Raw genomic sequence first — 25,508 nt, 5'->3', positions numbered from 1 at the left:
ACTGAATGACTGTTGAAAACTACGATTATGTAATATTTGGTGCCGGAATATATGGTATGTATGCAGCCAAAATATTGGCCAAAAGCAATAGAAAAATTGCGTTAATTGAAGTTGACGACAAGCCATTACAACGGGCAAGCTTTATCAATCAAGCACGTGTGCATAATGGATATCATTATCCACGCAGCGTTTCTACTGCAGAAAAATCTGCTCATTTTTATGAAAGATTTAATCGCGATTTTAACTATGCAGTTAATACCCAGTTTAAAAAGGTGTATGCCATTGCTCTATATGATTCACTAACTAACGCTGAGCAATTCAAGAAATTTTGTGATTATGTATCAATTCCTGCTGAAGAAATTAATAGTTCAAAATATTTTAATCAGGGAACGGTCGAGGCTGCATTTGAGACTGATGAGTATACCTATGATGCTAACAAAATTAGAGAGTCCCTCACTGAGGAACTAAAGGGTTTTTTGAATGTTAATATGATCTTCAATGGTCAAATTGAAAAAGTCGAAATAGATGAAGAGAACTTCAAATTAAAGTTAAGTAATGGTGCGGAACTTCAGACGTCTAATGTCTTAAATGCAACATATGCGAGTATAAATCAATTGCTGAATTTGTTCGGTTATTCTTTATTTCAAACCAAATATGAGCTTTGTGAAGTCATACTCACTAAAGTGTCGAGTAATCTTTCGAATACAGGGATAACGGTGATGGATGGTCCCTTTTTCTCATTAATGCCATTCGGATATTCGGGATATCATTCTCTCACGTCAGTTAGCGATACTCCTCATGAAACAAGCAATAATCCATTTCCTAAGTTTTCCTGCCAAACACATAGGAGAGATTGCAATGAGCATATGTTGAGAAATTGTAATACTTGCCAGTTTAGGCCAGATTCGTCATGGAGCAGAATGAGCCAGATTGCTAAGAAGTATCTAAAATCTGATATTTCAGTGCAACATGAATCATCGTTATATGCTGTTAAAACTATACTAAGTACCGCAGAAATAGATGACTCAAGGCCAACCGTCATTAGACAGTCATCCCAACAACCTAATTTTATTTCGGTTTTCTCAGGCAAATTCAATACAATTTATGATCTGGAGGAGGTATTGCTGTGAAGGAACAGGTCTTTGTCTCTGCAGTTGTTTATGTGCGAAATGAAGGGACTCGAGTGTTAGCTGGGATTGAGCAGTTAAATGCCGCCCTCGCTTCAATTTTCAAACATTATGAGATTATATTAATAAATGATGCAAGTAGTGATAATACTTTAGAGAATGCTAGGAAAGCGTATGAAGTTCTTCTTGGTAATATGACGATAATTAATTTATCGAGAAAACATGGTATAGAACAAGCCATGAATGCAGGTTTGGTTAAGTCTATAGGTGATTTTATTTTTGAAATTGAAAATATTAATTTTGAATATCCATTAGAAATAATACAATCACTATATAAAACTGCAGTTTCAGGCTACGATATTGTTGCTGCATCTCCTAATACAGGTTTAAAGATAACTTCTAAATTGTTTTATAAAGTAATAAATTATTTTTCTCATTTAAATTTAGATTTAAAAACGGAATCAATTAGACTTGTTTCCCGCCGCGCGCTCAATTCCATGTTAAATTTAAAAGAAAAGGTTCGCTATCGCAAGGCATTATATGCTTATACCGGATTTAAAAAACAGTTTATTTCGTATTCTCCAATTGCTAAGCTGAGTTCTCCTAGATCGAAACTCAATCGAGAAAATGTAAGTACTGCTCTTGATGTGATTGTATCTTTTTCCAATATAGGTCTTAAAGCGTCACATTATTTGTCTATTGCATTCTTTCTTTTTAGTATTTCTATGGCAATTTATGCTTTTTATAATTATTTTTTCAATAAGAATATTGTTGAGGGTTGGACAACCCTTATGATACTAATTAGTTTTGGTTTCACCGGCCTTTTCTTTATTGTCGGCATGTTAGGAGAATATATATCTAGATTGTTAATTGAGATTCAGAATAGACCCTTCTATACTACAAGTTCGGTTGAGCTATATAAGCCTAAAAAATATAAAAATGATGTGGATTATCATAGCGACAGAGAGGTTGCTGCAACAAAAGAATAAGGGGAGGCTATCATCTATGAGTACTGCACTCATCGGATATACGGGTTTTGTTGGGAGTTCTTTACTTAAACAAACTAGCTTTGATGAACTCTATAACTCAAAAAATATTCAAGAAATCGATGGAATGAAATTTTCTTTAGTTATATGTGCTGGAGCACCGGCTGTAAAATGGAAGGCTAATCAAGAGCCTGAGCAAGATTTTGCAAACATCCAGAAATTAACTGAACACCTAAAAAAAATAGATGCTGAAGAATTTATTCTTATATCAACTGTGGATGTCTACAAATATCCTAAGGAAGTTGATGAAAATACTCAAATAAATGCCGCGGAGTTAGAACCATATGGCAAACATAGATATTATCTTGAACAATTTGTACAAGAAAACTTCAAAAAATTTACTATTATTCGTTTACCTGGATTGTTTGGTGCAGGTTTAAAGAAAAATATCATTTTTGATTTAATGAACAACAACTGTCTTCACTTGACACATCACCAAAGTGTGTTCCAATTTTATGATATGTCGAGACTTTGGAATGATATCCAAACTGTACGTCATGAAAATTTAAGTTTAATCAATTTTGCTACTGAACCTGTTTCTGCACATGAGATTGCTCAAAGTTGTTTCGGAATAGATTTCAAGACTATAACTGATAAAACTCCTGTGAACTATAATATGAAAAGTATATATTCGTATTTCTTTAACAAAGACAGCGAATACATGATAACAAAAGACCAGGTTTTTGGAGGCATAAGAAGCTTTACAAGATTGGAGAATGAAAATAGTGAAACTAGCAATTTCTAATATTGCTTGGGATAGTCGTTTAAATGAAGAAATAACTACCCTTTTAAAGATTAATAATGTTGAAGGTCTAGAGGTTGCTCCTACAAAGGTTATTTCTGATCCAGAAATAGTGGAAAAAGCTGTTATTTCAAAGTATAAGTCTTTTTGGGAGAACGAAGGGTTCAAACTGATTGCAATGCAATCCTTATTATTTGGAAAGCCACACCTTTCTATTTTTGGTGATAGGATATCGCAGAAGCACACGCTAGACTATCTCCAAAAAATAATTAACATGGCTTCAATGATGGGCACCAATGTACTTGTTTTTGGCTCACCTAAAAATAGGTATATTAAAGACATTAGTGATAATGAAGCCTATAATCAAGCTCTTGAGTTTTTCCATATTCTTGGGGAAATGGCCAGAAAGAAAAGTGTATCCTTTTGTATTGAAGCTAATCCAGTGGCATATGGATGTAATTTTTTGACAGGTACGTTGGAGACTCTTGAATTCGTTAAAGAGCTCAATCATCCTTCAATAAAATTGCAAATTGATACAGGAACAATTTTTATTAATAATGAGAGCCCGCATGACATATTGGAAAAAAGCTACCCGTATATCGGACATTTTCATATCAGTGAACCTTTCCTAAATCTCATTGGTAAGGAAAATCATTCCAAAGTTGCAGCTTGTCTGAGAGAGATGCATTATGATGGGTGGCTCTCTATTGAAATGAAAAATAATTTATTAGAGTCTGATGTAGTAGCAGTTAAACAGGCTCTAGAATTCGTTGCTAATACTTATTTTGATATAAAAAGGGGGGATCAGTAATGAAGTTTGATCCAGATTGGGAAGTGCCTAAATATGAGCTTACAGAATTCAAGCCGAGAATTCATAAATATTGCGTATGTATTCCTGTCATTAATGAGGGAGAGAAGATCCAAAAAGAATTAAAACGTCTTAGTAAACTAGGGGACCTCATTGATATAATCATTTTAGATGGGGGAAGCACGGATGGATCGTTACAGGACGAATTTTTAATATCTAATGGTGTCAGAGCAGTTTTGACCAAGCAAGATACTGGGAAGTTAAGTGCGCAGTTAAGGATGGGGTTCTCGTATGCGTTATCACAAGGTTACGAAGGTATAATTACAGTTGATGGTAATAACAAGGATAGTGTGGAATCGATCCCCTTATTTATTGGTGAACTAGATAATAAAGTAGATTTTGTACAAGGTTCTCGTTATGTACCTGGTGGTAAGGAAATTAATACCCCGTTCTCGCGTAAGCTAGCAATTAAATTAATTCATGCCCCATTTATTTCATTGTTGTCAGGGTTTAAATACACGGATACAACGAACGGATTTCGTGCTCATTCAAAAAAGTTTTTGTTAGATAACAAATTAAAACCATTTCGTCATTTGTTCAGTACGTATGAATTACTTGCTTATGTTTCAGTAAAGGCACCACGATTAGGCTACAAAGTTAAGGAAATCCCAGTAACGAGAGAGTATCCAATAGGAAAAATTCCAACGAAAATAAGTCCACTTCGGGGTAATTTATTGTTGTTAAGAATTTTAGTAGGTCTATTGATAGGTAAATATAATCCAAGGAGTGACTAATTAATGAAGGGAATTATTTTAGCAGGCGGAACAGGTTCGAGGCTATACCCACTCACTAAAGTAACAAATAAGCATTTGTTACCTGTGGGTAAGTACCCAATGATTTTTCATGCTGTCGCAAAATTAAAGCAAGCCGACATCCAAGACATCCTTATTGTAACGGGAAAAGATCACATGGGAGATGTTGTGAATCTTTTAGGAAGCGGAAAGGAAATGGGAGTTACTTTTACATATAAGGTTCAGGATGAGGCGGGGGGGATTGCACAAGCCCTTGATCTTGCTGAGCACTTCGTGGGGAAAGACCAGATGGTGGTCATTCTTGGGGATAATGTTTTTGAAGAAAGTATTGTTCCATTTGTACAAAATTTCAAGGATCAGCATGTAGGAGCAAAAATTCTGATTCAGGAAGTACAAGATCCTCAAAGATACGGCGTTCCGGAATTGGCAGGAGAACAAATCAGATCTATTGAGGAAAAGCCTACACACCCTAAAAGTAATTATGCAGTAACTGGAATATACATGTATGATAGCACGGTGTTTGATATTGTAAAAACGTTACGTCCATCAGGTCGGGGGGAGCTCGAGATTACTGATGTCAATAACGAGTATATTAAGCGAGAGCAACTTACCTATGATGTTCTAAATGGTTGGTGGACAGATGCGGGTACTCACGCATCACTAGCAAGAGCTAATGAATTAGCAAAAGATATGTATTACGGTGAAGACTTTGGAAAATTAAAATTATAGGAGAAAACTTCAATGAGAATATTAAATACTAAACTAGAGGGAGTACATATTGTAGAGCCGGATGTTCATGGAGATAATCGGGGCTTTTTCATGGAAAGCTATAATAGTGTAAAATTCTCTATTCATGGTATAGAACATGCTTTTGTTCAAGACAATCAGTCACTTTCGGTCGAGGCTGGTGTATTGAGGGGACTTCATTATCAATTGAACCCTAAAGCTCAAACTAAACTTGTTAGGGCAGTTACAGGAGCTATTTATGATGTGGTAGTTGATATTCGTAAAAATTCAACTACATATGGACAATGGGTAGGAGTAATTCTAAGTGACACTAATAAGAGGCAATTGCTAGTTCCAAAAGGATTTGCACATGGATTTTGTACAATTGTACCTAATACTCAGGTACTGTATAAGGTTGATGAGTATTATTCACCTGAACAAGATAGAGGGATTTTGTGGAATGATCCGGATATTGGGATTGAATGGCCAACTGCCAATCCGATTCTTTCAGCGAAGGATGAGAAACACCCTCTGTTACGAGATGCAGAGATAAATTTTTATTAATTTTCATTTGAATTCAGTTAGTTGAAAAATTGATTTGGGGGAGAATATGCGTATTAAAAAAGCCATTATTCCAGCGGCTGGTCTTGGGACTAGATTTCTCCCTGCTACTAAAGCAATGCCAAAAGAAATGCTTCCAATTGTAGATAAGCCGACGATTCAATATATAGTTGAAGAGGCCGTGGCTTCTGGCATAGAGGATATTATAATAGTTACTGGTCGAGGGAAGAGAGCTATCGAGGATCATTTTGATAACTATTTTGAATTAGAACAGAATCTATTAAATAAGGGAAAATTGGAACTTTTAGATGAAGTTCAAAAGCCTTCGAGATTGGTAGATATTCATTATATACGACAAAAAGAACCAAAGGGCCTTGGTCATGCAATTTGGTGTGCACGAAAGTTTATTGGGGATGAGCCGTTTGCTGTACTCCTTGGTGATGACATTGTGGTTTCCGAGACACCGTGTTTAAAACAAATGATAGATCTCTATAGCATGTATAACTCATCAATAATTGGTGTCAAACAAGTGCGTGATGAGGATCGCTCACGTTATGGAATTATTGAGGCTGTGAAATCAAGTGAGAAGGTTTATAAGACACTGAAGTTATTTGAAAAGCCAACCAATAATATCACTAACTCCAACCTTGGAATTATGGGGAGATACATTTTAACACCTAAAATTTTTGACATTTTGGAAGTTACTCAAGCAGGACGTGGCGGAGAGATTCAACTAACAGATGCAATTGCTATACTTAATGAAACTGAAAGTGTGTATGCTTACGATTTTGATGGAATTAGATATGATGTAGGTGAAAAGCTAGGTTTTATCAAAACTACAGTTGACTTTGCGCTAGGACGCTGGGAACTTAAGGAAGAATTATTGAATTACTTGAAGGACGTTATTGCAAAAAACTAAGGGAGGAAAGAAAATGAAAGTTCTCATCACCGGCGGAGCCGGCTTCATCGGCAGTAATTTTGTACATTACATGCTTGATCGTTACCCGGGTTATCATTTTATTAATTTAGATGCTCTAACCTACGCGGGCAATCTGGAGAACCTTAAGGCAATTCAAAGCAATGAGAATTATACGTTTGTAAAAGGCAGTATTACGGATTCAAAGTTAGTAGACAGTTTATTTGAACAAGGCGTTCAAGCCGTTGTCCATTTCGCCGCGGAGTCGCATGTGGATCGAAGTATTCTGGAACCGGATGTTTTTGTTAAGACGAATGTCCTAGGAACTCAGGTGCTGCTTGACGCGGCTCGTAAATATAGTGTGCAAAAATTCGTTCATGTCTCGACGGATGAAGTATATGGCTCGTTAGGTGAAACGGGTCTGTTTACAGAAGAGACACCGTTAGCACCGAATAGTCCGTATTCTGCGAGCAAGGCAGGGTCTGATTTGTTGGCTCGGGCATATTTTGAAACGTTCGGTTTGCCTGTAAATATTACACGTTGCTCCAACAATTACGGGCCGTATCAGTTCCCGGAGAAGCTGATTCCACTAATCATTGCAAACGCGCTTAACGATAGGCCTCTTCCGGTATATGGCGATGGATTGAACATCCGAGATTGGCTGTATGTCGAGGATCACTGCAGTGCAATTGATTTAGTGATGCATCAGGGTGTAAACGGTGAAGTCTATAATATTGGCGGAAATAATGAGAGAACAAATATTCATATTGTAAAAGCGATTCTTGAACAGTTGGGCAAGCCTGAAATCCTGATTCAGTTTGTGAAAGATCGTCCGGGGCATGATCGGAGATACGGTATTGATCCGACAAAAATTACGAAAGAGCTTGGATGGCAGCCGAAGCATAATTTTGAAACGGGGATTGAAGCTACCATTCGTTGGTATTTAAATAATCAGGATTGGTGGAAACGAATACAGTCTGGTGAATATCAAGCCTATTTTCAGGAGCAGTATAGTTCACGGCTGGGTGCTCAATAAGATGAAAATTCTTGTAACTGGTGCCAACGGCCAACTTGGTCAAGAAGTTGTTAAGTTGCTTCGGGCAAAGCACAAAGTATTTGGGCTAGGTCGGGAACAACTTGATATTACGAACGCACAACAATGTCTGTTTGTTCTTGATGAGCATCAACCCGATGTGGTGATTCACAGCGCTGCTTACACGGCCGTGGATTCGGCAGAGTCGGAGGAGGAGAAGGCTTTTCTCGTTAATGGGGAAGGCACAAAAAGCCTCGCAATCGCAGCTGAGCGCGTTGGAGCGAAGTTTTGCTATATCAGCACGGACTATGTATTTGACGGCACCGCAACACAAGCTTATCGAGAAGATGATGAAACGAATCCACAGAGTGTCTATGGAAAGTCGAAAAGGGCAGGCGAACTGCATGTTCGATCCCTTTCCAGTAGAGCGTTTATCGTGCGTACTTCTTGGGTGTACGGGAGGTATGGCGGGAATTTTGTAAAAACGATGTTATCTCTTGCCAAAACAAGAGATTCCCTCAAAGTGGTTCACGATCAGTTTGGGTCTCCGACTTACACGCTGGATTTAGCCTTATTCTTGGAACAATTAATTCAAACCGAAAAATATGGCACGTATCACGCATCCAATTCAGGCGTCTGCACTTGGTATGAGTTCGCTTGTGCGATTTTTGAAGAGAGCGGTATTGGGATTAGAGTTGAACCCTGTACGACTGAAGAGTTTCCAAGGCCAGCGCCGAGGCCAAAGTATTCCGTGATGGAGCATGGGGCGATTCTGGCGAATGGTTTTGAGGACATGCGGCCATGGCGTGACGGCTTGAGAGCGTTTCTTAACGAACTAAAGGAAGAATGATAACTTGGAAACGATTCCTATTCCGCAAGATGTGGAAAGGAATCGTTTTTTGTGTGTATAATATAGTATGTTTTCGACATTGTTGATGGTACTGCGGACAACTTCATTGGAAGTTAGAGAGAAAGAAATGGCGGAATGGGCTATTAAAATTAGAAGTTCGGAATTCCGAGAATCGTTGCAACAAAAGATATAAAAAACCATAGAAATGTGATGTTATTTTTAGCTCAGAAAATAAACTGACAAGAGGAAGAATGAAGGAATGAACAAAGCTATCATAATCTTAGGCATGCATAGAAGTGGAACTTCGATGTTAATGAGAACATTAAATAATCTAGGAGTGTATATTGGACGAGAAGAAGATTTACTAGCTATTAACGAAGATAATCCTGAAGGTTTTTGGGAACATAGTGGTATAGTGGAAATACATGAGAATATTTTAACCGAATTAAATCACCGATGGGATAGTCTTGCTCCTTTACCAATTGATTGGCTAGATAATTCTAAAGTACAAAAATATAAATTAGAATTAATTAACTTAGTTAAACGGGAGTTTGGTAGTATGTCAGTTTGGGGGTTCAAAGATCCCCGTACTTGTATTTTACTACCACTCTGGAAAGAAATTTTCGAAAATTTGGGTATAGAAGCTAGTTATATTATTACTTTGAGAAATCCACTTGATGTTGCTGAGTCATTATACAAGAGAAATGGAATTAATTTGAAAAGTGGCATTACCTTATGGTACTACCACATGATTAATGTTACTGAAAATTTGAAAGGGTGTAACAAGTTAGTATTGTACTATGACTCTATAGTTGAGGAAACATTGGAAAGCGCAGAGAAAATCGCCACATTCACAGGTTTTGAACTTAACAATGAGATAGAAATCAAGATTAGAGAAAGTATAAAAACAGAGCTTAGACATAGTAAGTCGTCGGTTGCCGAATTAAGTCTTCTTTCCGAAGAAAAAATTGCTTATTTGTATACAAATTTCGTGGAAGTCTTGGAGTCTCAAAGAAGTGAGATGCATAACATTGAAAGTTATAACTTCTACTATAAATTATTTCAAATAGAGGAGTTAAATAATCAAGATCAATTAAATAAGCAAGAAATAGAAGAGTTATTTAATCGGATACAACAAAATAAGCACTCCATGGAAGAGTTGCTAGAGCTAAATCAAGAAAATAGCCAGTTGGTACAAGACCTGCTCAAGCAAGATCAATTAAATAAACAAACAATAGCAGAGCTTTCCAATAAAGATCAATCTAATAAGCAACTAATAGATGATTTAATTAAAGAAAATCTAGAAAATAGGCAATTGATACAAGATTTAAACAAGTCACTTACTGAGGCATCTCAAAGCATGGATCAAGCAATGGTCCAATCCATTGCTCTTGCTCACACTAAATTATTTAAATGTGTGCATTTCATATATAGGTTGAAGCATCAACTCTTTAAAGGAAACTTTAAAACTCAAAGAAACTTTTTTGACTGGATTTATAGAAAATTGATTAGACGAGAACCTAATCATGATCATCGGTATAACCCTATTTTTCAAATCATTAATATATTAGAAAAAAAGAAAAAAACGGAACCAGACTTCTTAATTATTGGAGCACAGAAAGCCGGAACAACATCATTGTACCATTATTTAGTTCAACATCCACTGATTGATTCCGCTGTAACAAAGGAAGTTCATTTTTTCGATGTGAATTATGATAAGGGAGTGCAATGGTATCGAGATCAATTTCCTTCGTTTCAAACGAAGAGTGATCATTTGACGGGAGAGGCAACACCATATTACATTTTTCACCCGAATGTTCCCAAAAGAATTTACGAAATGATGCCTAGAACTAAGATTATTATTCTTCTAAGAAATCCAATCGACAGAGCTTATTCTCATTATCACCATGCAGTACGCAACCTTGGTGAGGTAGTGGGCTTTGAGGAAGCGATACACATGGAAGAGGAAAGACTTGCAGGTGAATTTGAACGGTTTCAAAGTAATTCCAATTATAATAGTGAAATTTTCCAACATTATTCCTACTTAAAAAGGGGGATATATGTTGATCAATTGAAATTATGGTTTGATTTATTTCCTAAGCATCAAATATTAATATTGAATTATGAAAGTTTCTTCGGTGATCTTCCCAAATCTATGAAAGCTATAACCGATTTTCTTGGAGTACCTGAGTTTGAGTTTCAGTATGAATCACTAAATAAAGGTGAATATGAACCGATGAATCCCAAGACAAGGGAGCATTTGCGGAAATATTTTTATCCACATAATCAAAAATTGTTTAGATTGTTAGGACAAAGATACGATTGGGATTGATTTGACTATTGTCACCACTTACAACTTAACTCCATGAGGGTATAAACATGATGAAAATCAATTCCACAAATGTTACTTGGCACAATGCCAAAGTGACGAAGACGGACCGGCAAAAATTAAATAATCATAAAAGTTGTGTGCTTTGGCTTACTGGGCTTTCGGGTGCAGGTAAATCCACGCTGGCAATTGAAGTAGAACGGGAATTGTATAAGTATGGCGTACGATCTTATGTATTAGATGGAGATAATGTTAGACACGGATTAAATAAAGATCTTGGTTTTAGCCCTGATGATCGGAAAGAAAATATCCGACGAATTGGTGAGGTTGCCAAGTTATTTGTTGACAGTGGTTTGGTTGTTATTGCTTCTTTCATATCTCCATATAAAGCAGATCGTGATCTCGTTAGAAGTATCTATCCCGATGGAGATTTCATTGAAGTCTACGTCAAATGTTTGATAGATATTTGCGAACAAAGAGATCCTAAAGGTTTGTATAAGATGGCAAGAGCGGGGAAATTAAAAGATTTTACTGGAATTTCAGCGCCTTACGAAGAACCGATTGAACCTGAGTTAGTTATTAATTCAGCCAATCAAGATATAAATTCTTCTGTAGAACAGGTGATTACCTATCTCAAGCAACATAAATATATTGAATGATTCATGTTTAAGAATTATCTCTTACTAGAAGTAAGCCAAGCGATGAAGAAAGCAGAAGATTGTCGTATGTTCGAGCGCCATCAGGTTTTTTTTATATTTGCATGGAACTTATGCAGAAGAAATTGCTCTTACGAAAGGGGTGGGCATTCAGCCTTGCAATTGAACCATTCTCCAAGCGCCAGTTAGTTTAAAGACTCTAACTCAGACTATTGTAAGCTCAGTTTTTTATGACAAATGGAGTAAGGCAAGCAAGACCAACAGGCGAATAAAAGCAGTGGCCGAGCGAACTTGATAGATTAGAAGCCCAGATTACTCTTGGACTGGCGAAAATTGATCTCAATCGGCCAAAGTTTGGCGTAGTAAGTTGAAATGGTTTCCGTCTCCAAAGAAACATAGGTAGATAAGAAAGCGTTGAGCACTTTCGATTCCAAACACTTGCTCTTGCCAGCACAGCAGGACAACAGCATCATCGATTTCGTTCAACGCTCCTTCGTACCGATACGTACAGTAAGAAGATCCGTTCATGGCCAGGAGGCGAACGTCTTTTTTGCGGAAGTGAGCGACAAGTCCTGAAACGAAATGCGGATACCTTGAGGGTAGAGGATTCGATTGGTCTTCAAGGCTCCGATCAGGTGATATCCCACCGCTGCGTAGCTGTCGATGATACGAGAGCTGGTAAACCGTGAATCGACCAGCATTCTTAAAGAAAGTGCTTTATCAGGGTTTTAACAGACAGTTATTTTATGCAGGAACTTGAAATACGAGATTTAGAACTAGCTTCTTCTCGAGAAGAACTGGAAATAATCTATAGTTCAAATGGCTGAGAATTTTATTGAAATGTTACCAACTACGTGATACCATAAGGCGCATCATACGCATGTAATAATATTGGCTAAGATATGACAGCTTGGTTTGATAAAGTTTAATACCTAGGAAGTGCTTCCTGTGCTATTCAATTCACCCCAGTTTATATTTATTTTTCTGCCAATTGTATTTGTAGGGTATTTTGTATTTAGTACATTTACCCCCTTGTTTGTTTCGAGAACTTGGCTAGCTTTATGCTCGCTATTTTTTTACGGATGGTGGAATCCAAGATACCTACTATTAATTTTAACATCAATCATTATTAATTTTATAATTGGAAAATTGCTGTTAACTCAAAAGAAGAGGCAGTTTTTAATTATAGGTATTATTTTTAATTTAGGTCTATTGGGCTACTATAAATATTTTGACTTTTTTCTGAGCAATATTAATGCTGTGTTTAAAACGGATATTTCTTTATTGCACGTTGTTTTGCCTTTAGCCATTAGCTTCTTCACTTTTCAGCAAATAACATACATTGTGGATTGTTATAAAGGTAAGATTGAGAACTATAGCTTTATAAACTATGTATTATTTGTTACTTTTTTTCCCCATTTAATTGCAGGACCTATTGTACATCATAGTGTTATGATGCCACAATTTCAAAATGTAAAGAATCAAAAGATAAATTTTGAAAACATCTCGCTAGGTTTTTTTGTTTTTTCAATCGGATTGTTTAAAAAAGTTATTTTGGCGGATCATTTTTCAACCACTGTCGTAGATGGAATGCAATACATAGATTCAATCACATTTTTTGACGCTTGGACGGTTATGTTGTCGTATACGTTACAATTATACTTCGATTTTAGCGGATATTCGGATATGGCAATTGGCCTAGCACTTCTATTTAATATCAAGCTTCCAATTAATTTTAGTTCCCCCTATAAAGCTACCAACTTCCAAGAGCTTATTTCCAGGTGGCATATTACTTTAACAAAGTTTTTGTATGAATATGTCTATTATCCGATGAATCATTATTTGTTTAAAAAAGCTTTGCCTACCTTAAAAATTAAAATAGGCACAAATGCTAAAACGAACATTAATGTTATACTTCTTTTTATTTTAAGTGGAATATGGCACGGTGCAGGCTGGAATTTTATTATTTGGGGTTTTCTATTTGGTTTAGGCATCGTTGTTTATAGATTTTGGAGCAGGCTTAAATTTAAGTTGCCATTAATTCTAGCGTGGTTTGTAACATTTGCTTATTTAAATCTGGTGCTCGTCTTTTTTAAAGTGGCTGAATTAAAACAAGCGTTTAAATTACTAGGCGCAATGCTTGGATATAATGGATTTATTTTACCTATGCAATTAGATGCTTGGCTACATCCGCTTACCAATATAGGTTTTAAATTTACTAGCACACCATTGAGAGATAAATATCAGGCTTTAGGTTTAATTTTGATCGGATTGATTATTGTTTTAGCTTTTAAAAATACTTCTGAAAAGATGCAATCCTTTAAGCCAAAGATTACATATACGATATTTGTGGTCGTACTTATTATTATATCGGTCATAAACTTGGCTAAAATTTCTGAATTTTTATATTTTAAATTTTAAGGTGGATCCGGTGAGAGAATATAAAATATGGGTAATAAATACACTTTCCATCACGGTATTGATTCTAGTGGTTATAGCGGTATTCAATTTTTGCGTTGACCCATACGGCTACTACAGGTTTTCTACCGGAATGTTTAACTATCAGAAGAGCAAATTCAGTGATCCGTATCAGTTTAAAGCTTATCAATTAAAAGAAGATGATCCTGAGGCTATCGTTCTCGGGACTTCAAGAGCTATGAGACTAAACCCACCACGTATTCGTGCTTTATCAGGAGAAACAGCGTATAATTTAGGTCTGTCGGGTTCATCTCCGTACATTGAGTTGAAATATTTAGAATATGCAATTAAAGTTGATAAGAATTTAAAGACGGTATATCTTGGCCTTGATTTTGAAGTATTCGATAAAAAGTATCTTAACCATGCAAGCTTTGATGAGAGAAGATTACGCAGTTCTTTTTATTTACAAGATATGTTTCTAACATTACTTTCTAGCACAACGATGAAAGAGAGTTTGCATGTACTGCAAGACAATATCAGACGAACTACACAATATACAGAGAACAGATATCTGCCAGACGGCAGTTTTGACGAGACTTTAAATTTTCCAAAAGATAATAATCGCAGCACATTACAAATGATATCAACTACATTTAGCTTGTCGACGGCAAGTATGGATGACATCAATAAAGTGAGGGAGATTTGCGATCAGAATCATCTTAAGTTGTATGTGTATATTAGTCCTGTTCATGCTATACTTCTTGAGACCTTTTGGCAGAGCAATTTGTGGGGAGAATACGAAAATTGGAAGCGGAAACTTGTTGAAATTATGCCTGTCTGGGACTTTTCGGGCTATCATGAAATATCAATGAGTTCATTACAAAATCACGAAAATTATAATAATCTTTCTCACTTTTCAAAAAAAGTGGGGGATTTCATCCTTTTTCGTATGTTGAATAAGGAAACGGATAAAGTACCCAATTATTTTGGGGTATTACTTACGAAAGATAATATAGAGCATCATCTTGAAGAACTTCGAATCGACAGGAACCAGTGGCCCGACCGAGACAAAAATATGTATGAAATAATGCCGGATAATAATTAGCGATAGGGAGGGGGAAAGTATTGCAAATAAGCCACAGCTTACCTACAGTCAGTGTACATATTGTAACCTATAATAGTGTTGACCACATTGATGATTGCTTGTGGGCTATTAAGAATCAAAGTAATCCAATTCACCAAATTATAATTGTTGATAATAACTCTCTAGATGATACATTGCAGAATATTAAACAATGGAAAAGGTTGGATTCTTGTAGGATTCTAATGAATAAAGTGAATATCGGCTTCGCCGGCGCCCACAACCAATCAATCCGCATGACGGATACGGATTACTGTCTCATTTTAAATCCGGACGTCGTGCTTGACAAAGATTATGTCAAACGGACAATTGAGGCTCTGGAGCGCAACCCTGAGGCCGGGAGTGCGACCGGTAAGCTCCTGTTCAAGTCAGATCCTTCGCAGATCGATAGTACGGGGCTTACAATCAATAAAGCACGGCGGGCGTTTGACCGCGGTGCTCATGAGCCGAGCGAGCGGTATGTGCAAGCGGAGGAGGTTTTTGGTGTCCCCGGTGCCGCGGCGATGTACAAGCGGGAGATGATCAATGAGATTAGTATCAATGGCGAGTTTTTTGATGAAGACTTTTTTGCCTACAAAGAAGACGTGGATGTAGCTTGGCGGGCGCAATTGATGGGATGGAAGGCGATTTATGAGCCAACTGCGATTGCGTATCATGAACGGGGCTGGAAGGAAGGCGGGAGAAAGAGCAAGCCGCTTTTTGTTCGGAGGTTGTCGTATATTAACCGTTATAAAATGATGCTTAAAAATGATAGCATAGTCTCGTTGCTTAAGCATATTGTTCCTTTTCTAACCTATGAATGTCTCAGTCTCGGGTATTCGATTTTAAGAGAGCCGAAGCTGCTTGGGGCATGGAACAGTTTCTTCAATAAATACGCGGAGCTGCGTGCCAAGCGGGCACAGATCCAAAGCAAGCAAAAAGTTCCCTCCCGAGAACTTCAAAAATGGTTCAAATGAAGGTTGGCTGCTAAGCTAATCTTCTTTTTTAGGCCAATTTTAATATTCACATGGTATAATAAGCCCATCAGATCACAAAAAGCGAGGTCCCCCCTTGGATTTATCTATCATTATCGTCAACTACCGCACGCGAGAGCTGACGCTTGCCTGTATCGCTTCAGTCTACGCGTCGCTAACTTCATACACCAAAGAAATCATTCTCGTAGACAACGCCTCGAACGATGGCATGATCGCCGCGGCGAACGAGCAATTCCCCCAAGTCATTACCATCGCCAACAAAGAGAATGTCGGTTTCTCCCGTGCGAACAACCAGGGCATTCGTATCGCGCAGGGGCGTTATGTGTTGCTCCTGAACAGCGACACCATTGTGCAGCCGGAAACGCTCGATGTGATGCTGCGCTTCATGGACGAGCACTCTGAAGTAGGCGCGAGCGGGTGTAAGATCGTGCTCCCGGACGGGTCGCTTGATAAGGCATGCAAGCGCGGCTTTCCGACGCCGTCGGCGTCTTTTTATTACGCGTTCGGGTTTTCGAAGCTTTTTCCTAAGGTGCCGCGATTTAATCAGTATCAGCTGGGGTATTTGAGCCCGGATGAGGCATATCCGATTGATTCACTTGTTGGCGCTTTTATGCTGATTCGGCGTGAGGCGATTGCACAGGTGGGCATGTTGGATGAGGCATTTTTTATGTATGGCGAAGATATCGATTGGTGTTATAGAATAAAAGAAGCTGGATGGGTCAACTATTATTACCCGCGCACGCATATTGTACATTATAAGGGGGCAAGCAGCCGCCGGAAGCCGTACAAGATTATTTATGAGTTTCATCGGGCGATGATTCTGTTTCACAACAAGCATTATCGTAAAAAGTATTCGTGGCTGACGAATGGTCTGGTCTACATAGGGGTTGGCGTGAAGTTTGCGCTGTCGCTAGTACGAAATAAATTACGTCCCGTGAGGTGAGTTGGTTTGATTCGGCAGAGTCAAGGCTTTTTGACGCAGCTCTATGCGATCGCGGATTTTATAGCCATTCAGTTGATGTTCTTGCTGTCGTGGTGGCTGAAGTTCCGGAGCGGCTGGATTCCGTTCGATTCCCCGCTGCCGTTCAAGCACTACGTGATGTGGAGCGTGGCCTATGCGTTCATAGCGGTTGCGGTCAGTTATTTGGTAAATTTTTATACGCCGAAGAGGAGGAAACGGTTTTCTTTTGAAATTTTGAAAATCGTTCAAGTGCACGTACTCAGCTTGCTGATGCTGCTTAGCTTATTGTTTATTTTAAAAGAAGTCGATGTTTCCCGTTCTTATCTCTTATTATTCCTTGTGAACAATATTTTGTTCATCAGTTTTTACCGGTATATGATCAAGGTGTCGCTTAAGCGCGTGCGCCGCAAAGGGTACAATAAGCAGTTCATTCTCATTCTTGGCGCGGGTTCGCTGGGGCGTCAGTTCTATACGAGACTCAAGCAGCATCCGGAGCTTGGCTATGAGGTGGTTGGGTTTCTTGACGATTTTCAGGAGAAGCATGACACTGCGTACCAGAATTATAAGCCGATCATTGGGAAGATCGATGATTTGGAAACGATTTTGAATGAGGTCATTGTGGATGAGGTTATTATCGCGCTTCCGCTTGATGCTCATCGCAAGTTCGGCAGCATCATTAATACGTGCGAGAAGATCGGGGTCAAAACGCTGATTATTCCGGACTTTTTTGACTTTTTGCCGTCGCGGCCGTATTTCGATAATTTCGCGGATATGCCGCTAATTAATGTGCGGGACATTCCGCTTGATGAGCTGCGTAATCGACTGTTTAAGCGCGCATTCGACATTGCGTTTGCATTGGTGGCGATTGTGCTCACGATGCCGGTGATGCTCGCCGCGGTGATTGCGATTAAGCTTTCTTCGCCGGGGCCGATCATTTTTAAACAGGAGCGGGTAGGACTTAATCGTCGGACGTTTATGATGTATAAGTTCCGCAGCATGAAGGTGCTGCCGGAAAGTGCGTCGAACACGGAATGGACGGTGGAAAATGATCCGCGGCGAACGAAAGTCGGGACATTTCTACGCAAGACGAGTTTGGATGAGCTGCCACAGTTTTTTAATGTGCTTTTCGGGCATATGAGTGTTGTTGGGCCTCGGCCGGAGCGGCCCTATTTCGTGGAACAATTTAAGGAAGAGATTCCGAAGTATATGGTGAAGCATCACATCCGTCCTGGCATTACGGGATGGGCACAGAGCAATGGGCTCCGCGGCGATACGTCGATTGAAGAGCGCATCCAGCATGATATTTTTTATATTGAGAATTGGACTTTTCTGTTCGATATTAAAATTATTTGGCGTACGGTGATTAACGGATTTATAAATAAAAATGCTTATTAAAAGTTTTTTTCTAAAAAGCGCATGATTCGCCAGTATCTTCCCCATACTAACGCATATACTGTAAAGTAGCGGGGAGGGATGGCTATGTTTGATCATGAAGACGCTTACCAGGATGAACAGATGTCGATGGGCAGAGGGTTGCTTGTCGGTGTGGTGTTCGGCGCTCTGATGTGGGCGGCCATTATCGCCGGGATTGTGTATATGTGGTAATATAGGGAGATAGCGAAGGGACTGACGAGCGGGAATCGCTTGGTTCAGTCTCTTTTTTGTGTCATGTAGGCAGAGGCGGTTCGCGTGGACAGGAAGTTGCCGGGCCGCATAAGATAGGTTGAGGTGAAACGAGATGAAAGTGAGTACGACCAAGCTGGAAGGCGTGTTGATCATTGAACCGGATGTGTTCGGGGATCATCGGGGATTTTTTATGGAAAGTTATCATCAGGCCAAATGGGCGGAACACGGCGTGGGGATGACGTTTGTGCAGGATAACCACTCTTTGTCGGAGGAGGTTGGCGTGCTGCGTGGGCTGCACTATCAGCTGCCGCCGTATGCCCAGACGAAGCTTGTGCGGGTGGTGACTGGTGCGATTTATGACGTGGCGGTGGATATTCGGCCTGCCTCGCCCACGTTTGGGCAGTGGGTAGGGGTTGAGCTTAGCGAGGCGAATAAAAGGCAGCTGCTGGTGCCTCAGGGCTTTGCACACGGCTTCTGTACGCTGGCTCCGCATACGCAGGTGCTTTATAAGGTGGATGCGTACTACTCGAAGGAGCATGACCGTGGCATCATGTGGAACGATCCGGAGATTGGGATTACGTGGCCGACGGTGAACCCGATTTTGTCGGAGAAGGATGGGAAGCATCCGCTTTTGCGGGATGCGGAGGTGTAGGATTTGGAGGAAATGTCAAAACGGGAAATGCTGGAAGCAATTTTAGAAGGCTTGAATAAAATGGGTGCGACGGTTAAAGAAATACTCGAGCGCTTGGATCATATAAATAAAAAAATCGAGAAATTGGAAGTCGGAACTGAAAAAGTATGATTTATCGAAAGTAAGTTCCTATAAATAAAGAGCAGGATGAAGTTTCCTTCATTCCTGCTCTTTATTTAATTTGCAAACGCTCATAAAAAAGGCAAGAAATATCCTTTAACGCATTGCATATTTCGGACGCATATCTGTATGTGATTTTTGTCTCTGAATCCGGCGTTAGGGTACAGTTCATCACCTTCAATAAACATTCCCCTTACACTATCATATGATCGCCGCTCTTCTTTCTGATCGTTATAAGCATGTATGGATTGAATGACGGCGCAATCGAGATCCCTTACTAATAAATCGTTTGAATCCCGGCCTTTTCTATTTTTAGGCAATTCTTTTCCAGAAGCTATGCTTGTTTCTTTTAATAGTTCATAATGATTTCTAATTATCTCTAAAGACGATGCTTCAATTGCATTTAAACAGTGACCTAAATCAATGATGGCCCCAATTACTGATGGTTCATTAATTGGAGTTGCCCCTTCTTTAATACGTTCTGGATGTTCTTTTAGATATTTTGCAAAGTTTAACGCGCGATAAGGGTCATTTTCCCAAAAATAAATGCCATGACCGAGCCAGTCATAGGCATTTTCACTTTTTTTAAGTTGTTCTTTATGATTTATGATTTGATCGGTGACAGATTTGTCACATCCATGAAAACCAAGCACGAAGCTAGGGAGATTTGCGTACATCTAATTTCATTCCCCCGCATATTGAGGTGAAAGCTCACCATTTTCATCAAGAATTCCAGCTGACTTTAAGAAATCGAGAGATTTTTCTTTGGAACTAGTAACTTCTTTTTTAAATGCATTAAGCTCATTGAGGTATTCGTTTAGTTCTTTCTCTGACATGCCGAACACATCCTTTCCTCCTTGCTTATTGACATAAGTATATCATTATACTTGAAGGTTTACTATCCATCGCTTGATTCTAATAAGAGTTTAGTTTAATGTATGTGGGTTTGAACGAAAATACACAGCTATAGTTGATGATTTGGAATATTATTCCGATAACACAAACTCTCCCTCCAACTCTTTTTCCCAGCTTGTCAAGCTTGGCTGCATAATCGGCCAAGTCCCCTCATATGCATGTACTATGTTGATGTTAATCATGAGTGAGGGGATGATCGAATGCGCCGGGTCACATGGGTATTGGCCGTGGTAATGTGCGTAACATTGATTCTCGCAGGATGCGGGATGGGCAAGAAGGATGCAGCTTCTATCGTCAAGGATTTGGATCGTGTGGTCGGCAAGGCGAGCAGCTACCAGGCAACAGGCAGCATGATTTTGAATACGGGGCAGCAGCCGCAGGAGTATTCGGTGGAGGTGGCGTTCTCGCCGGATCATTTTTACCGGATTGCGCTGACAAATGCAACGAAGGATGTTACGCAAATTGTGCTTCGCAATGAAGAGGGCGTTTTCGTTTTGACGCCGCACCTCAAGAAGAGCTTCCGTTTCCAAAGCGACTGGCCGGAAAATCAAGGCCAAGTGTATTTGTTCCAATCGCTCGCGAAGAGCATTATCGCGGATCAAGATCGCCAGTTTACAACGGACAAGGATGCCTATGTGTTCGATGTGGCGGCGAATTATCAAAATGAGCAATTGGCCCGCCAAAAAATTTGGCTGAATAAGAAGACGTTGGCGCCTACGCAGGTGCAAGTGTCGGATGCGAATCAGAATGTGCTGGTTCAAGTGAACTTTACGCATTTTGAATTTGATGCAAACTTTGACAAGGATTATTTCCAAATGGAACGTAATATGACTAGCTACAATATGGAGCAAAGTATGGCGACAATGGGCGATGTGGCAGTGACAGACGCCAATCATCCAGCAGATGGCAAATCGGTGACGGATAAAAACCTGACGGCAACCGGCGGTCAATCCGATCAAGGCAAAACAGGTCAAACTGCAACCGGCACAGCCTCAGGCACAGCGGCAGGGACAAAGGCAGGTGCTACAACGGATTCGAAAGCATCCGCTGCGACAGGCAATACGTCCAAAACAGCACCGACTGCAACGAAAGCGCAAAGCTTTGGCAGCATTGTTGAGCCGTTCTACCTGCCGAAGGATGTGGTTAAGCAGGACATTACGGATGTGAAGCTCGGTGAAGATGCCGCGGTGCTGCTTCGCTATAAGGGCAAATACTCTTTTAACATCGTAGAAGTCAGACCGCAAGCGAAATCTGTTGCGCTGCAGCCTGGCGACATCGTAGACCTCGGCTTTACGATTGGTGTGTTGACGGGAGCCGTGGATGGGAAAACAGAGGGTATCAAGACGCTCACATGGACGAACGACGGTGTTGAATACCGGATGTCCACAGGGGATATGCCGACGAATGAAATGATTCAGGTGGCGATTTCCACGGAAGGCCAATCCGGAAAATAAAACTGAAATCAGGGAACAGGCACTCGCATTCGGCGGGTGCTTTTCTCTTTTTCTCTCAATTTTCTACTAAATTGTGCGCAAGAAGATTTACCCAACTCCCACGAACGGGCGTTTTTTTGGTATAATGCAACTTTAGAGCGAATAGATAAAATGGAGTGTCTTGGATGAAACTTGAAACTTTTGAGCAACAAACAGCTTTTTGGGAAAAGGAAGCGGCCTTGTTCGGCAAGTATCTTGCGGAGGAAGGCAAGTTAAAAGAAGAAACGATTGCGAAGCATGTGAGCCGTGTAAATGATTTTGCGGAGATTTATTTGGTCCGGTACGGGATCGGGTATGACGAGTTGACGAGTGAAACGGTCGGGGATTTTGTAGGCCGCTTTGCGATCAGCCATATTTTGAACAGCACGAAAACAGACATTGCGAATTATATAACAGCTTTTAAGAAGTGGTTGCCGTACCTGAGACAAGTTGGTAAAATCTCGAATGAGCAGTATACGGCGATGATGGACGTCCTTAAAGAGAAGGATTACTTCTTGGCCCGTCTTGACCAATACATGCAGGCAGAAACGGAAAAAGAAATGATGGACTGGCATAACGCCAATCTAGTGGATTTGGATGGAGAAGAAAGAGACACCCCACAAGCAATGCCGCTGGTTGTCGATGAGAAGCTGAAACAGCTCTGGATCGACGGGCAAAAGGCGGTTCCTTCGGTTGTGGCGGATTTTCGCGCGTTCTTGGCAGCAGTCGGCACAGGTAAAAATGTGAAGCTGACATCTGCGCGCAAGCATCTGCCCCGCAAGTTCTGGCACGAGCTGGATGCACAGCTTGGTTGGCAGCTGATCCGCAAGCCGACGTTAAATCAAAATCAGGAGCCGTTGTTCCAGTTTTTCTATGCTGCAGCTGACATCCTGGGGCTTATCGATGTAACGGGAGCAAATGGTGTTGTAACGCCGAAAGTGGAAGCGTATCTTTCCTTAACAGAGCAAGAGCAGGCCGTTGTCCTGTTGGATACGCTATGGAACCATGTGCCATGGGAGAAACTCACTGAGGATAGTGGCGAGTTCTGGCATGATCTTTCCACGCCTACAGCGTGTGCGGCCATTGCCAGAGTGCTCGCAAGCTGGCCGGTTGGGCAAGCGCTGGATGTCGATCCGGCCTGGAAGCAGGCGAAAGCCAACAACGAGTTTGATGAGGCTACCCTGGTAACGAGTGTATTCCTGTTCTCCGTTGCGACGTTGCTGAAGCGATTTGAACTTGTTCGCGCGGAGTTCCCGTTGGAATCGGATATCAAATACGAATTTGATCGCACACCTTTGTCGATGGCGATTGAGCCGGCAGGGCATGCTGTTTTCCGTTATTGGTCGAAGGAAGAGCCTGCGGCTCCGCGCACACCTGTTGTAAGCGGACCGAAGGTTGGACGCAACGATCCGTGCCCATGCGGAAGCGGCAAAAAATATAAGAAGTGCTGCCTGTAGTCAGGCAGCGCGGCAGGATGTATACAGGACAGAAGAGGTGAAACCGGTGGATGCTTTTTATCGGCCCACGTGGGTTGAAATTTCGTTAGATGCGCTGCGCAGCAACATAGAGCAATTTCAGAAAGTACTGCCCTCGGGCATGAAGCAGATGGCGGTCGTTAAAGCAGATGCTTACGGACACGGGGCTGTGGAAGTAGCCAAAGAGGTGCTCGCCGCGGGTGTTGATTATTTGGGCGTAGCATTCTTCGATGAAGCGCTGGAGCTTCGCAACGCCGGCATTACGGCGCCGATTCTTGTGCTCGGTTACACGCCGCCGGAAGGCATCGCCCGTGCCCAGGAGATGGACGTCACGATCGCGGTGTACAGCCGGGACGTGCTGGAGGCGCTTCGGGAGCAGAGCCAGCAGGCAAAACAAGCCAAGCGGAAGCTGAAAATCCACATTAAGCTGGATACAGGGATGGGCCGGCTGGGACTGCATACGGAAGCGGATGCGATTCCTTTCATTGAGGAAGCGCTGAAGCTGCCGAATGTGGTTGTGGAAGGCTTGTTTACCCATTATGCGAGCGCGGATGAAAGCGATAAAAGCTATACGATGGAGCAATACCGCCGCTTTGCGCGGATTGTGAGCCATTTTACCGATCTAGGGGTGGAATTCCCTTATATTCATGCAGGCAACAGCGCTGCAGCGATTGATTTGCCAGGCTTTACGTATTCTATGGTTCGTCTCGGCATATCTATGTATGGACTCTATCCTTCCGAAGAGGTTAATCAATCGGTTGTTACGCTTAAGCCGGTCATGAGCCTCAAAACGGGAATTGTTCATCTTAAAACGCTGCCGCCGGGCTCCGGCGTGAGCTATGGCACGATCTACCGTACGAAAGGTGAGGAGCGGATCGCGACATTGCCGATCGGTTACGCAGACGGCTATTCCCGCATGCTTTCGACGAAAGCGGAGGTGCTCGTCCGAGGGCGCAGGGTGCCGATTGTCGGCCGCATCTGCATGGATCAGTGCATGATTAACGTGACGGACGTACCGGACGTGGAAGCGCTGGACGAAGTTGTGTTGATCGGGGAGCAGGGCGGTGAACGCATTACGGCGGAGGACCTTGCCGACCTGTTGGGAACCGTGAACTATGAAGTCATCTGCATGATTTCCCATCGCGTGGCCCGCGTGTATGTGCGCGGAGGCGAACGCGTCGAGGCGTTAAACCCGCTGATGCGGCATCGTTATTAACGTTGAAAGTGGTTTCATGAATTTACCATGCAAATTTTGCAGGTATTGGAGAGGATTTTCGACGGTAGCGGCGAATTGTAGTAAAGCACAATCTTATATCTGTGAGTGTAACATAATTGATATACCGGAGGCATATAAGTATTGTATAATTTGGTTTTGGGAATGACATACTGGTAATATTGTCTTTGTATCGTTTCTGGGGGTGCGAGAGTGTGAGCAATGCGCATAATACGAAAAGGATCATGATTAGCTTGCCTGACAATCTGTTGCAGGAAGTGGACGGGATTGTCGAGAAGGAGAACTCCAACCGGAGCGAATTTATCCGTCAGGCAATGAAGCTGTATTTAATTGAACGCAAAAAGCGCAGTCTACGCGAATCCATGCAGCGTGGGTATATGGAAATGGCAAAAATAAATCTCAGCATGGCATCTGAAGCTTTTCAAGCGGAGGAAGAAGCGGACGGTACGCTTGATCGCTTAGTAAGCGGGGTGTAGGTTAGTGATTGTGAAACGTGGCGATGTTTTTTTCGCAGATCTTTCGCCGGTCGTCGGATCGGAGCAGGGAGGCGTTCGTCCTGTTCTAGTGATCCAAAATGATATCGGCAACCGCTTTAGCCCGACGGTGATTGTTGCTGCGATTACGGCGCAAATCCAGAAGGCCAAACTTCCTACGCACGTGGAAATCGATGCGGAAACGCATGGCTTCGACCGGGATTCGGTGATTTTGCTCGAACAGATCCGAACGATCGATAAGCAGCGGCTTACGGATAAGATCACGCATTTGGATGAAGAAACGATGCGAAAGGTTGACGACGCTTTGCAAATTAGTGTGGGCCTGATAGAATTTTGAATAGGAGCTGGAACGGACGAGGGCGTGTGATTACCCTCGTTTTT

At 41.1% G+C, this 25,508-nt stretch carries 26 protein-coding genes and 2 pseudogenes; 25 read left to right on the top strand and 3 right to left on the bottom strand.

Translation table 11 applies throughout. The features are described 5' to 3' along the window. The first annotated feature begins 5 nt into the window (after nucleotides 1-5). The 12 genes from EJQ19_RS18890 (at nucleotide 6) to cysC (ending at nucleotide 11,609) form a co-directional block, all read left to right on the top strand. Nucleotides 6-1,130: an FAD-dependent oxidoreductase gene (locus EJQ19_RS18890; protein ID WP_126142794.1), complete on the top strand. Its 1,125-nt coding sequence runs from the start codon at nucleotides 6-8 to the stop codon at nucleotides 1,128-1,130. Continuing rightward, entirely contained in the window at nucleotides 1,127-2,116 is a 990-nt protein-coding gene (locus EJQ19_RS18885; RefSeq protein ID WP_164716623.1) for a glycosyltransferase, read from the top strand. Before EJQ19_RS18890 ends, EJQ19_RS18885 begins: the two co-directional genes overlap by 4 nt. Before the next feature lie 16 nt (nucleotides 2,117-2,132). Beyond that, nucleotides 2,133-2,918 (top strand): NAD-dependent epimerase/dehydratase family protein, encoded by a 786-nt coding sequence (locus EJQ19_RS18880; protein WP_126142792.1) that lies wholly within the window; start codon nucleotides 2,133-2,135, stop codon nucleotides 2,916-2,918. Continuing rightward, the gene (locus EJQ19_RS18875) at nucleotides 2,899-3,726 is read left to right on the top strand and encodes a sugar phosphate isomerase/epimerase family protein (RefSeq protein ID WP_164716622.1); all 828 of its coding nucleotides are present in this window, start codon (nucleotides 2,899-2,901) and stop codon (nucleotides 3,724-3,726) included. Before EJQ19_RS18880 ends, EJQ19_RS18875 begins: the two co-directional genes overlap by 20 nt. Continuing rightward, on the top strand, nucleotides 3,726-4,517 hold the full coding sequence (locus EJQ19_RS18870) for a glycosyltransferase family 2 protein (protein WP_126142790.1): 792 nt from the start codon (nucleotides 3,726-3,728) through the stop codon (nucleotides 4,515-4,517). The genes EJQ19_RS18875 and EJQ19_RS18870 overlap by 1 nt, the downstream gene beginning before the upstream one ends. Nucleotides 4,518-4,520: 3 nt before the next feature. Beyond that, nucleotides 4,521-5,264: a sugar phosphate nucleotidyltransferase gene (locus tag EJQ19_RS18865; protein ID WP_126142789.1), complete on the top strand. Its 744-nt coding sequence runs from the start codon at nucleotides 4,521-4,523 to the stop codon at nucleotides 5,262-5,264. Nucleotides 5,265-5,276: 12 nt separating this feature from the next. Then, complete coding sequence (rfbC, locus tag EJQ19_RS18860; RefSeq protein ID WP_126142788.1) at nucleotides 5,277-5,825, top strand: dTDP-4-dehydrorhamnose 3,5-epimerase; 549 nt, start codon at nucleotides 5,277-5,279, stop codon at nucleotides 5,823-5,825. A gap of 46 nt (nucleotides 5,826-5,871) precedes the next feature. After that, on the top strand, nucleotides 5,872-6,741 hold the full coding sequence (galU, locus tag EJQ19_RS18855) for a UTP--glucose-1-phosphate uridylyltransferase GalU (RefSeq protein ID WP_126142787.1): 870 nt from the start codon (nucleotides 5,872-5,874) through the stop codon (nucleotides 6,739-6,741). A gap of 13 nt (nucleotides 6,742-6,754) precedes the next feature. Then, a complete protein-coding gene (gene rfbB, locus EJQ19_RS18850; RefSeq protein ID WP_126142786.1) occupies nucleotides 6,755-7,774 on the top strand; it encodes a dTDP-glucose 4,6-dehydratase in 1,020 nt (339 codons plus the stop codon). Between the two features lies 1 nt (nucleotide 7,775). Next, on the top strand, nucleotides 7,776-8,621 hold the full coding sequence (gene rfbD, locus EJQ19_RS18845; protein WP_126142785.1) for a dTDP-4-dehydrorhamnose reductase: 846 nt from the start codon (nucleotides 7,776-7,778) through the stop codon (nucleotides 8,619-8,621). Between the two features lie 259 nt (nucleotides 8,622-8,880). Continuing rightward, entirely contained in the window at nucleotides 8,881-10,953 is a 2,073-nt protein-coding gene (locus EJQ19_RS18840) for a sulfotransferase domain-containing protein (protein WP_126142784.1), read from the top strand. A 47-nt stretch (nucleotides 10,954-11,000) separates the two neighbouring features. Next, nucleotides 11,001-11,609, top strand: a complete 609-nt coding sequence (cysC, locus tag EJQ19_RS18835; protein WP_126142783.1) for an adenylyl-sulfate kinase — start codon at nucleotides 11,001-11,003, stop codon at nucleotides 11,607-11,609. Between the two features lie 231 nt (nucleotides 11,610-11,840). Here cysC and EJQ19_RS32625 read toward each other — a convergent pair. Next, nucleotides 11,841-12,304 (bottom strand): annotated as a pseudogene (locus EJQ19_RS32625) (transposase family protein); the annotation flags it as partial. Nucleotides 12,305-12,554: 250 nt separating this feature from the next. Between EJQ19_RS32625 and EJQ19_RS18830 the strand changes: the two are divergent. The 8 genes from EJQ19_RS18830 (at nucleotide 12,555) to EJQ19_RS31905 (ending at nucleotide 19,528) form a co-directional block, all read left to right on the top strand. Further along, nucleotides 12,555-14,027, top strand: coding sequence for an MBOAT family O-acyltransferase (locus EJQ19_RS18830; RefSeq protein WP_126142782.1), 1,473 nt, complete (start codon nucleotides 12,555-12,557; stop codon nucleotides 14,025-14,027). Nucleotides 14,028-14,037: 10 nt separating this feature from the next. Then, nucleotides 14,038-15,129, top strand: coding sequence for a hypothetical protein (locus EJQ19_RS18825; protein WP_126142781.1), 1,092 nt, complete (start codon nucleotides 14,038-14,040; stop codon nucleotides 15,127-15,129). Nucleotides 15,130-15,149: 20 nt separating this feature from the next. Then, nucleotides 15,150-16,121 (top strand): glycosyltransferase family 2 protein, encoded by a 972-nt coding sequence (locus tag EJQ19_RS18820; RefSeq protein ID WP_338143339.1) that lies wholly within the window; start codon nucleotides 15,150-15,152, stop codon nucleotides 16,119-16,121. 94 nt (nucleotides 16,122-16,215) lie between these two features. Then, on the top strand, nucleotides 16,216-17,082 hold the full coding sequence (locus EJQ19_RS18815; RefSeq protein ID WP_126142780.1) for a glycosyltransferase family 2 protein: 867 nt from the start codon (nucleotides 16,216-16,218) through the stop codon (nucleotides 17,080-17,082). Between the two features lie 6 nt (nucleotides 17,083-17,088). Further along, on the top strand, nucleotides 17,089-18,495 hold the full coding sequence (locus EJQ19_RS18810; RefSeq protein WP_126142779.1) for an undecaprenyl-phosphate glucose phosphotransferase: 1,407 nt from the start codon (nucleotides 17,089-17,091) through the stop codon (nucleotides 18,493-18,495). A gap of 84 nt (nucleotides 18,496-18,579) precedes the next feature. Further along, a complete protein-coding gene (locus EJQ19_RS32885; protein WP_277600963.1) occupies nucleotides 18,580-18,705 on the top strand; it encodes a hypothetical protein in 126 nt (41 codons plus the stop codon). A 133-nt stretch (nucleotides 18,706-18,838) separates the two neighbouring features. Beyond that, nucleotides 18,839-19,378 (top strand): dTDP-4-dehydrorhamnose 3,5-epimerase, encoded by a 540-nt coding sequence (rfbC, locus tag EJQ19_RS18805; RefSeq protein WP_126142778.1) that lies wholly within the window; start codon nucleotides 18,839-18,841, stop codon nucleotides 19,376-19,378. 12 nt (nucleotides 19,379-19,390) lie between these two features. After that, the gene (locus tag EJQ19_RS31905; RefSeq protein WP_206438446.1) at nucleotides 19,391-19,528 is read left to right on the top strand and encodes a hypothetical protein; all 138 of its coding nucleotides are present in this window, start codon (nucleotides 19,391-19,393) and stop codon (nucleotides 19,526-19,528) included. Between the two features lie 80 nt (nucleotides 19,529-19,608). Here EJQ19_RS31905 and EJQ19_RS18800 read toward each other — a convergent pair whose 3' ends face one another. Then, a complete protein-coding gene (locus EJQ19_RS18800) occupies nucleotides 19,609-20,214 on the bottom strand; it encodes a hypothetical protein (RefSeq protein WP_126142777.1) in 606 nt (201 codons plus the stop codon). A gap of 6 nt (nucleotides 20,215-20,220) precedes the next feature. After that, nucleotides 20,221-20,373: a hypothetical protein gene (locus EJQ19_RS31900; protein WP_164716620.1), complete on the bottom strand. Its 153-nt coding sequence runs from the start codon at nucleotides 20,371-20,373 to the stop codon at nucleotides 20,221-20,223. A gap of 279 nt (nucleotides 20,374-20,652) precedes the next feature. Between EJQ19_RS31900 and EJQ19_RS18795 the strand changes: the two genes are divergently transcribed. From EJQ19_RS18795 to EJQ19_RS18775, 5 genes and pseudogenes are all read left to right on the top strand, one after another. Beyond that, on the top strand, nucleotides 20,653-21,906 hold the full coding sequence (locus EJQ19_RS18795) for a LolA family protein (RefSeq protein WP_126142776.1): 1,254 nt from the start codon (nucleotides 20,653-20,655) through the stop codon (nucleotides 21,904-21,906). 1,391 nt (nucleotides 21,907-23,297) lie between these two features. After that, nucleotides 23,298-23,381, top strand: a pseudogene (locus EJQ19_RS33085) (SEC-C metal-binding domain-containing protein); the annotation flags it as partial. 46 nt (nucleotides 23,382-23,427) lie between these two features. Beyond that, nucleotides 23,428-24,615: an alanine racemase gene (gene alr / locus EJQ19_RS18785; RefSeq protein WP_126142775.1), complete on the top strand. Its 1,188-nt coding sequence runs from the start codon at nucleotides 23,428-23,430 to the stop codon at nucleotides 24,613-24,615. 212 nt (nucleotides 24,616-24,827) lie between these two features. Then, nucleotides 24,828-25,109, top strand: a complete 282-nt coding sequence (locus EJQ19_RS18780; protein ID WP_028553892.1) for a CopG family ribbon-helix-helix protein — start codon at nucleotides 24,828-24,830, stop codon at nucleotides 25,107-25,109. 4 nt (nucleotides 25,110-25,113) lie between these two features. Continuing rightward, the gene (locus EJQ19_RS18775; protein WP_028553893.1) at nucleotides 25,114-25,464 is read left to right on the top strand and encodes a type II toxin-antitoxin system PemK/MazF family toxin; all 351 of its coding nucleotides are present in this window, start codon (nucleotides 25,114-25,116) and stop codon (nucleotides 25,462-25,464) included. Nucleotides 25,465-25,508: the final 44 nt, after the last annotated feature.

Source organism: Paenibacillus whitsoniae, assembly GCF_003955665.1.
GTDB classification, from domain to species: Bacteria; Bacillota; Bacilli; order Paenibacillales; family NBRC-103111; genus Paenibacillus_E; species Paenibacillus_E whitsoniae.
This window is presented reverse-complemented; position numbering and strand designations above follow the sequence as displayed.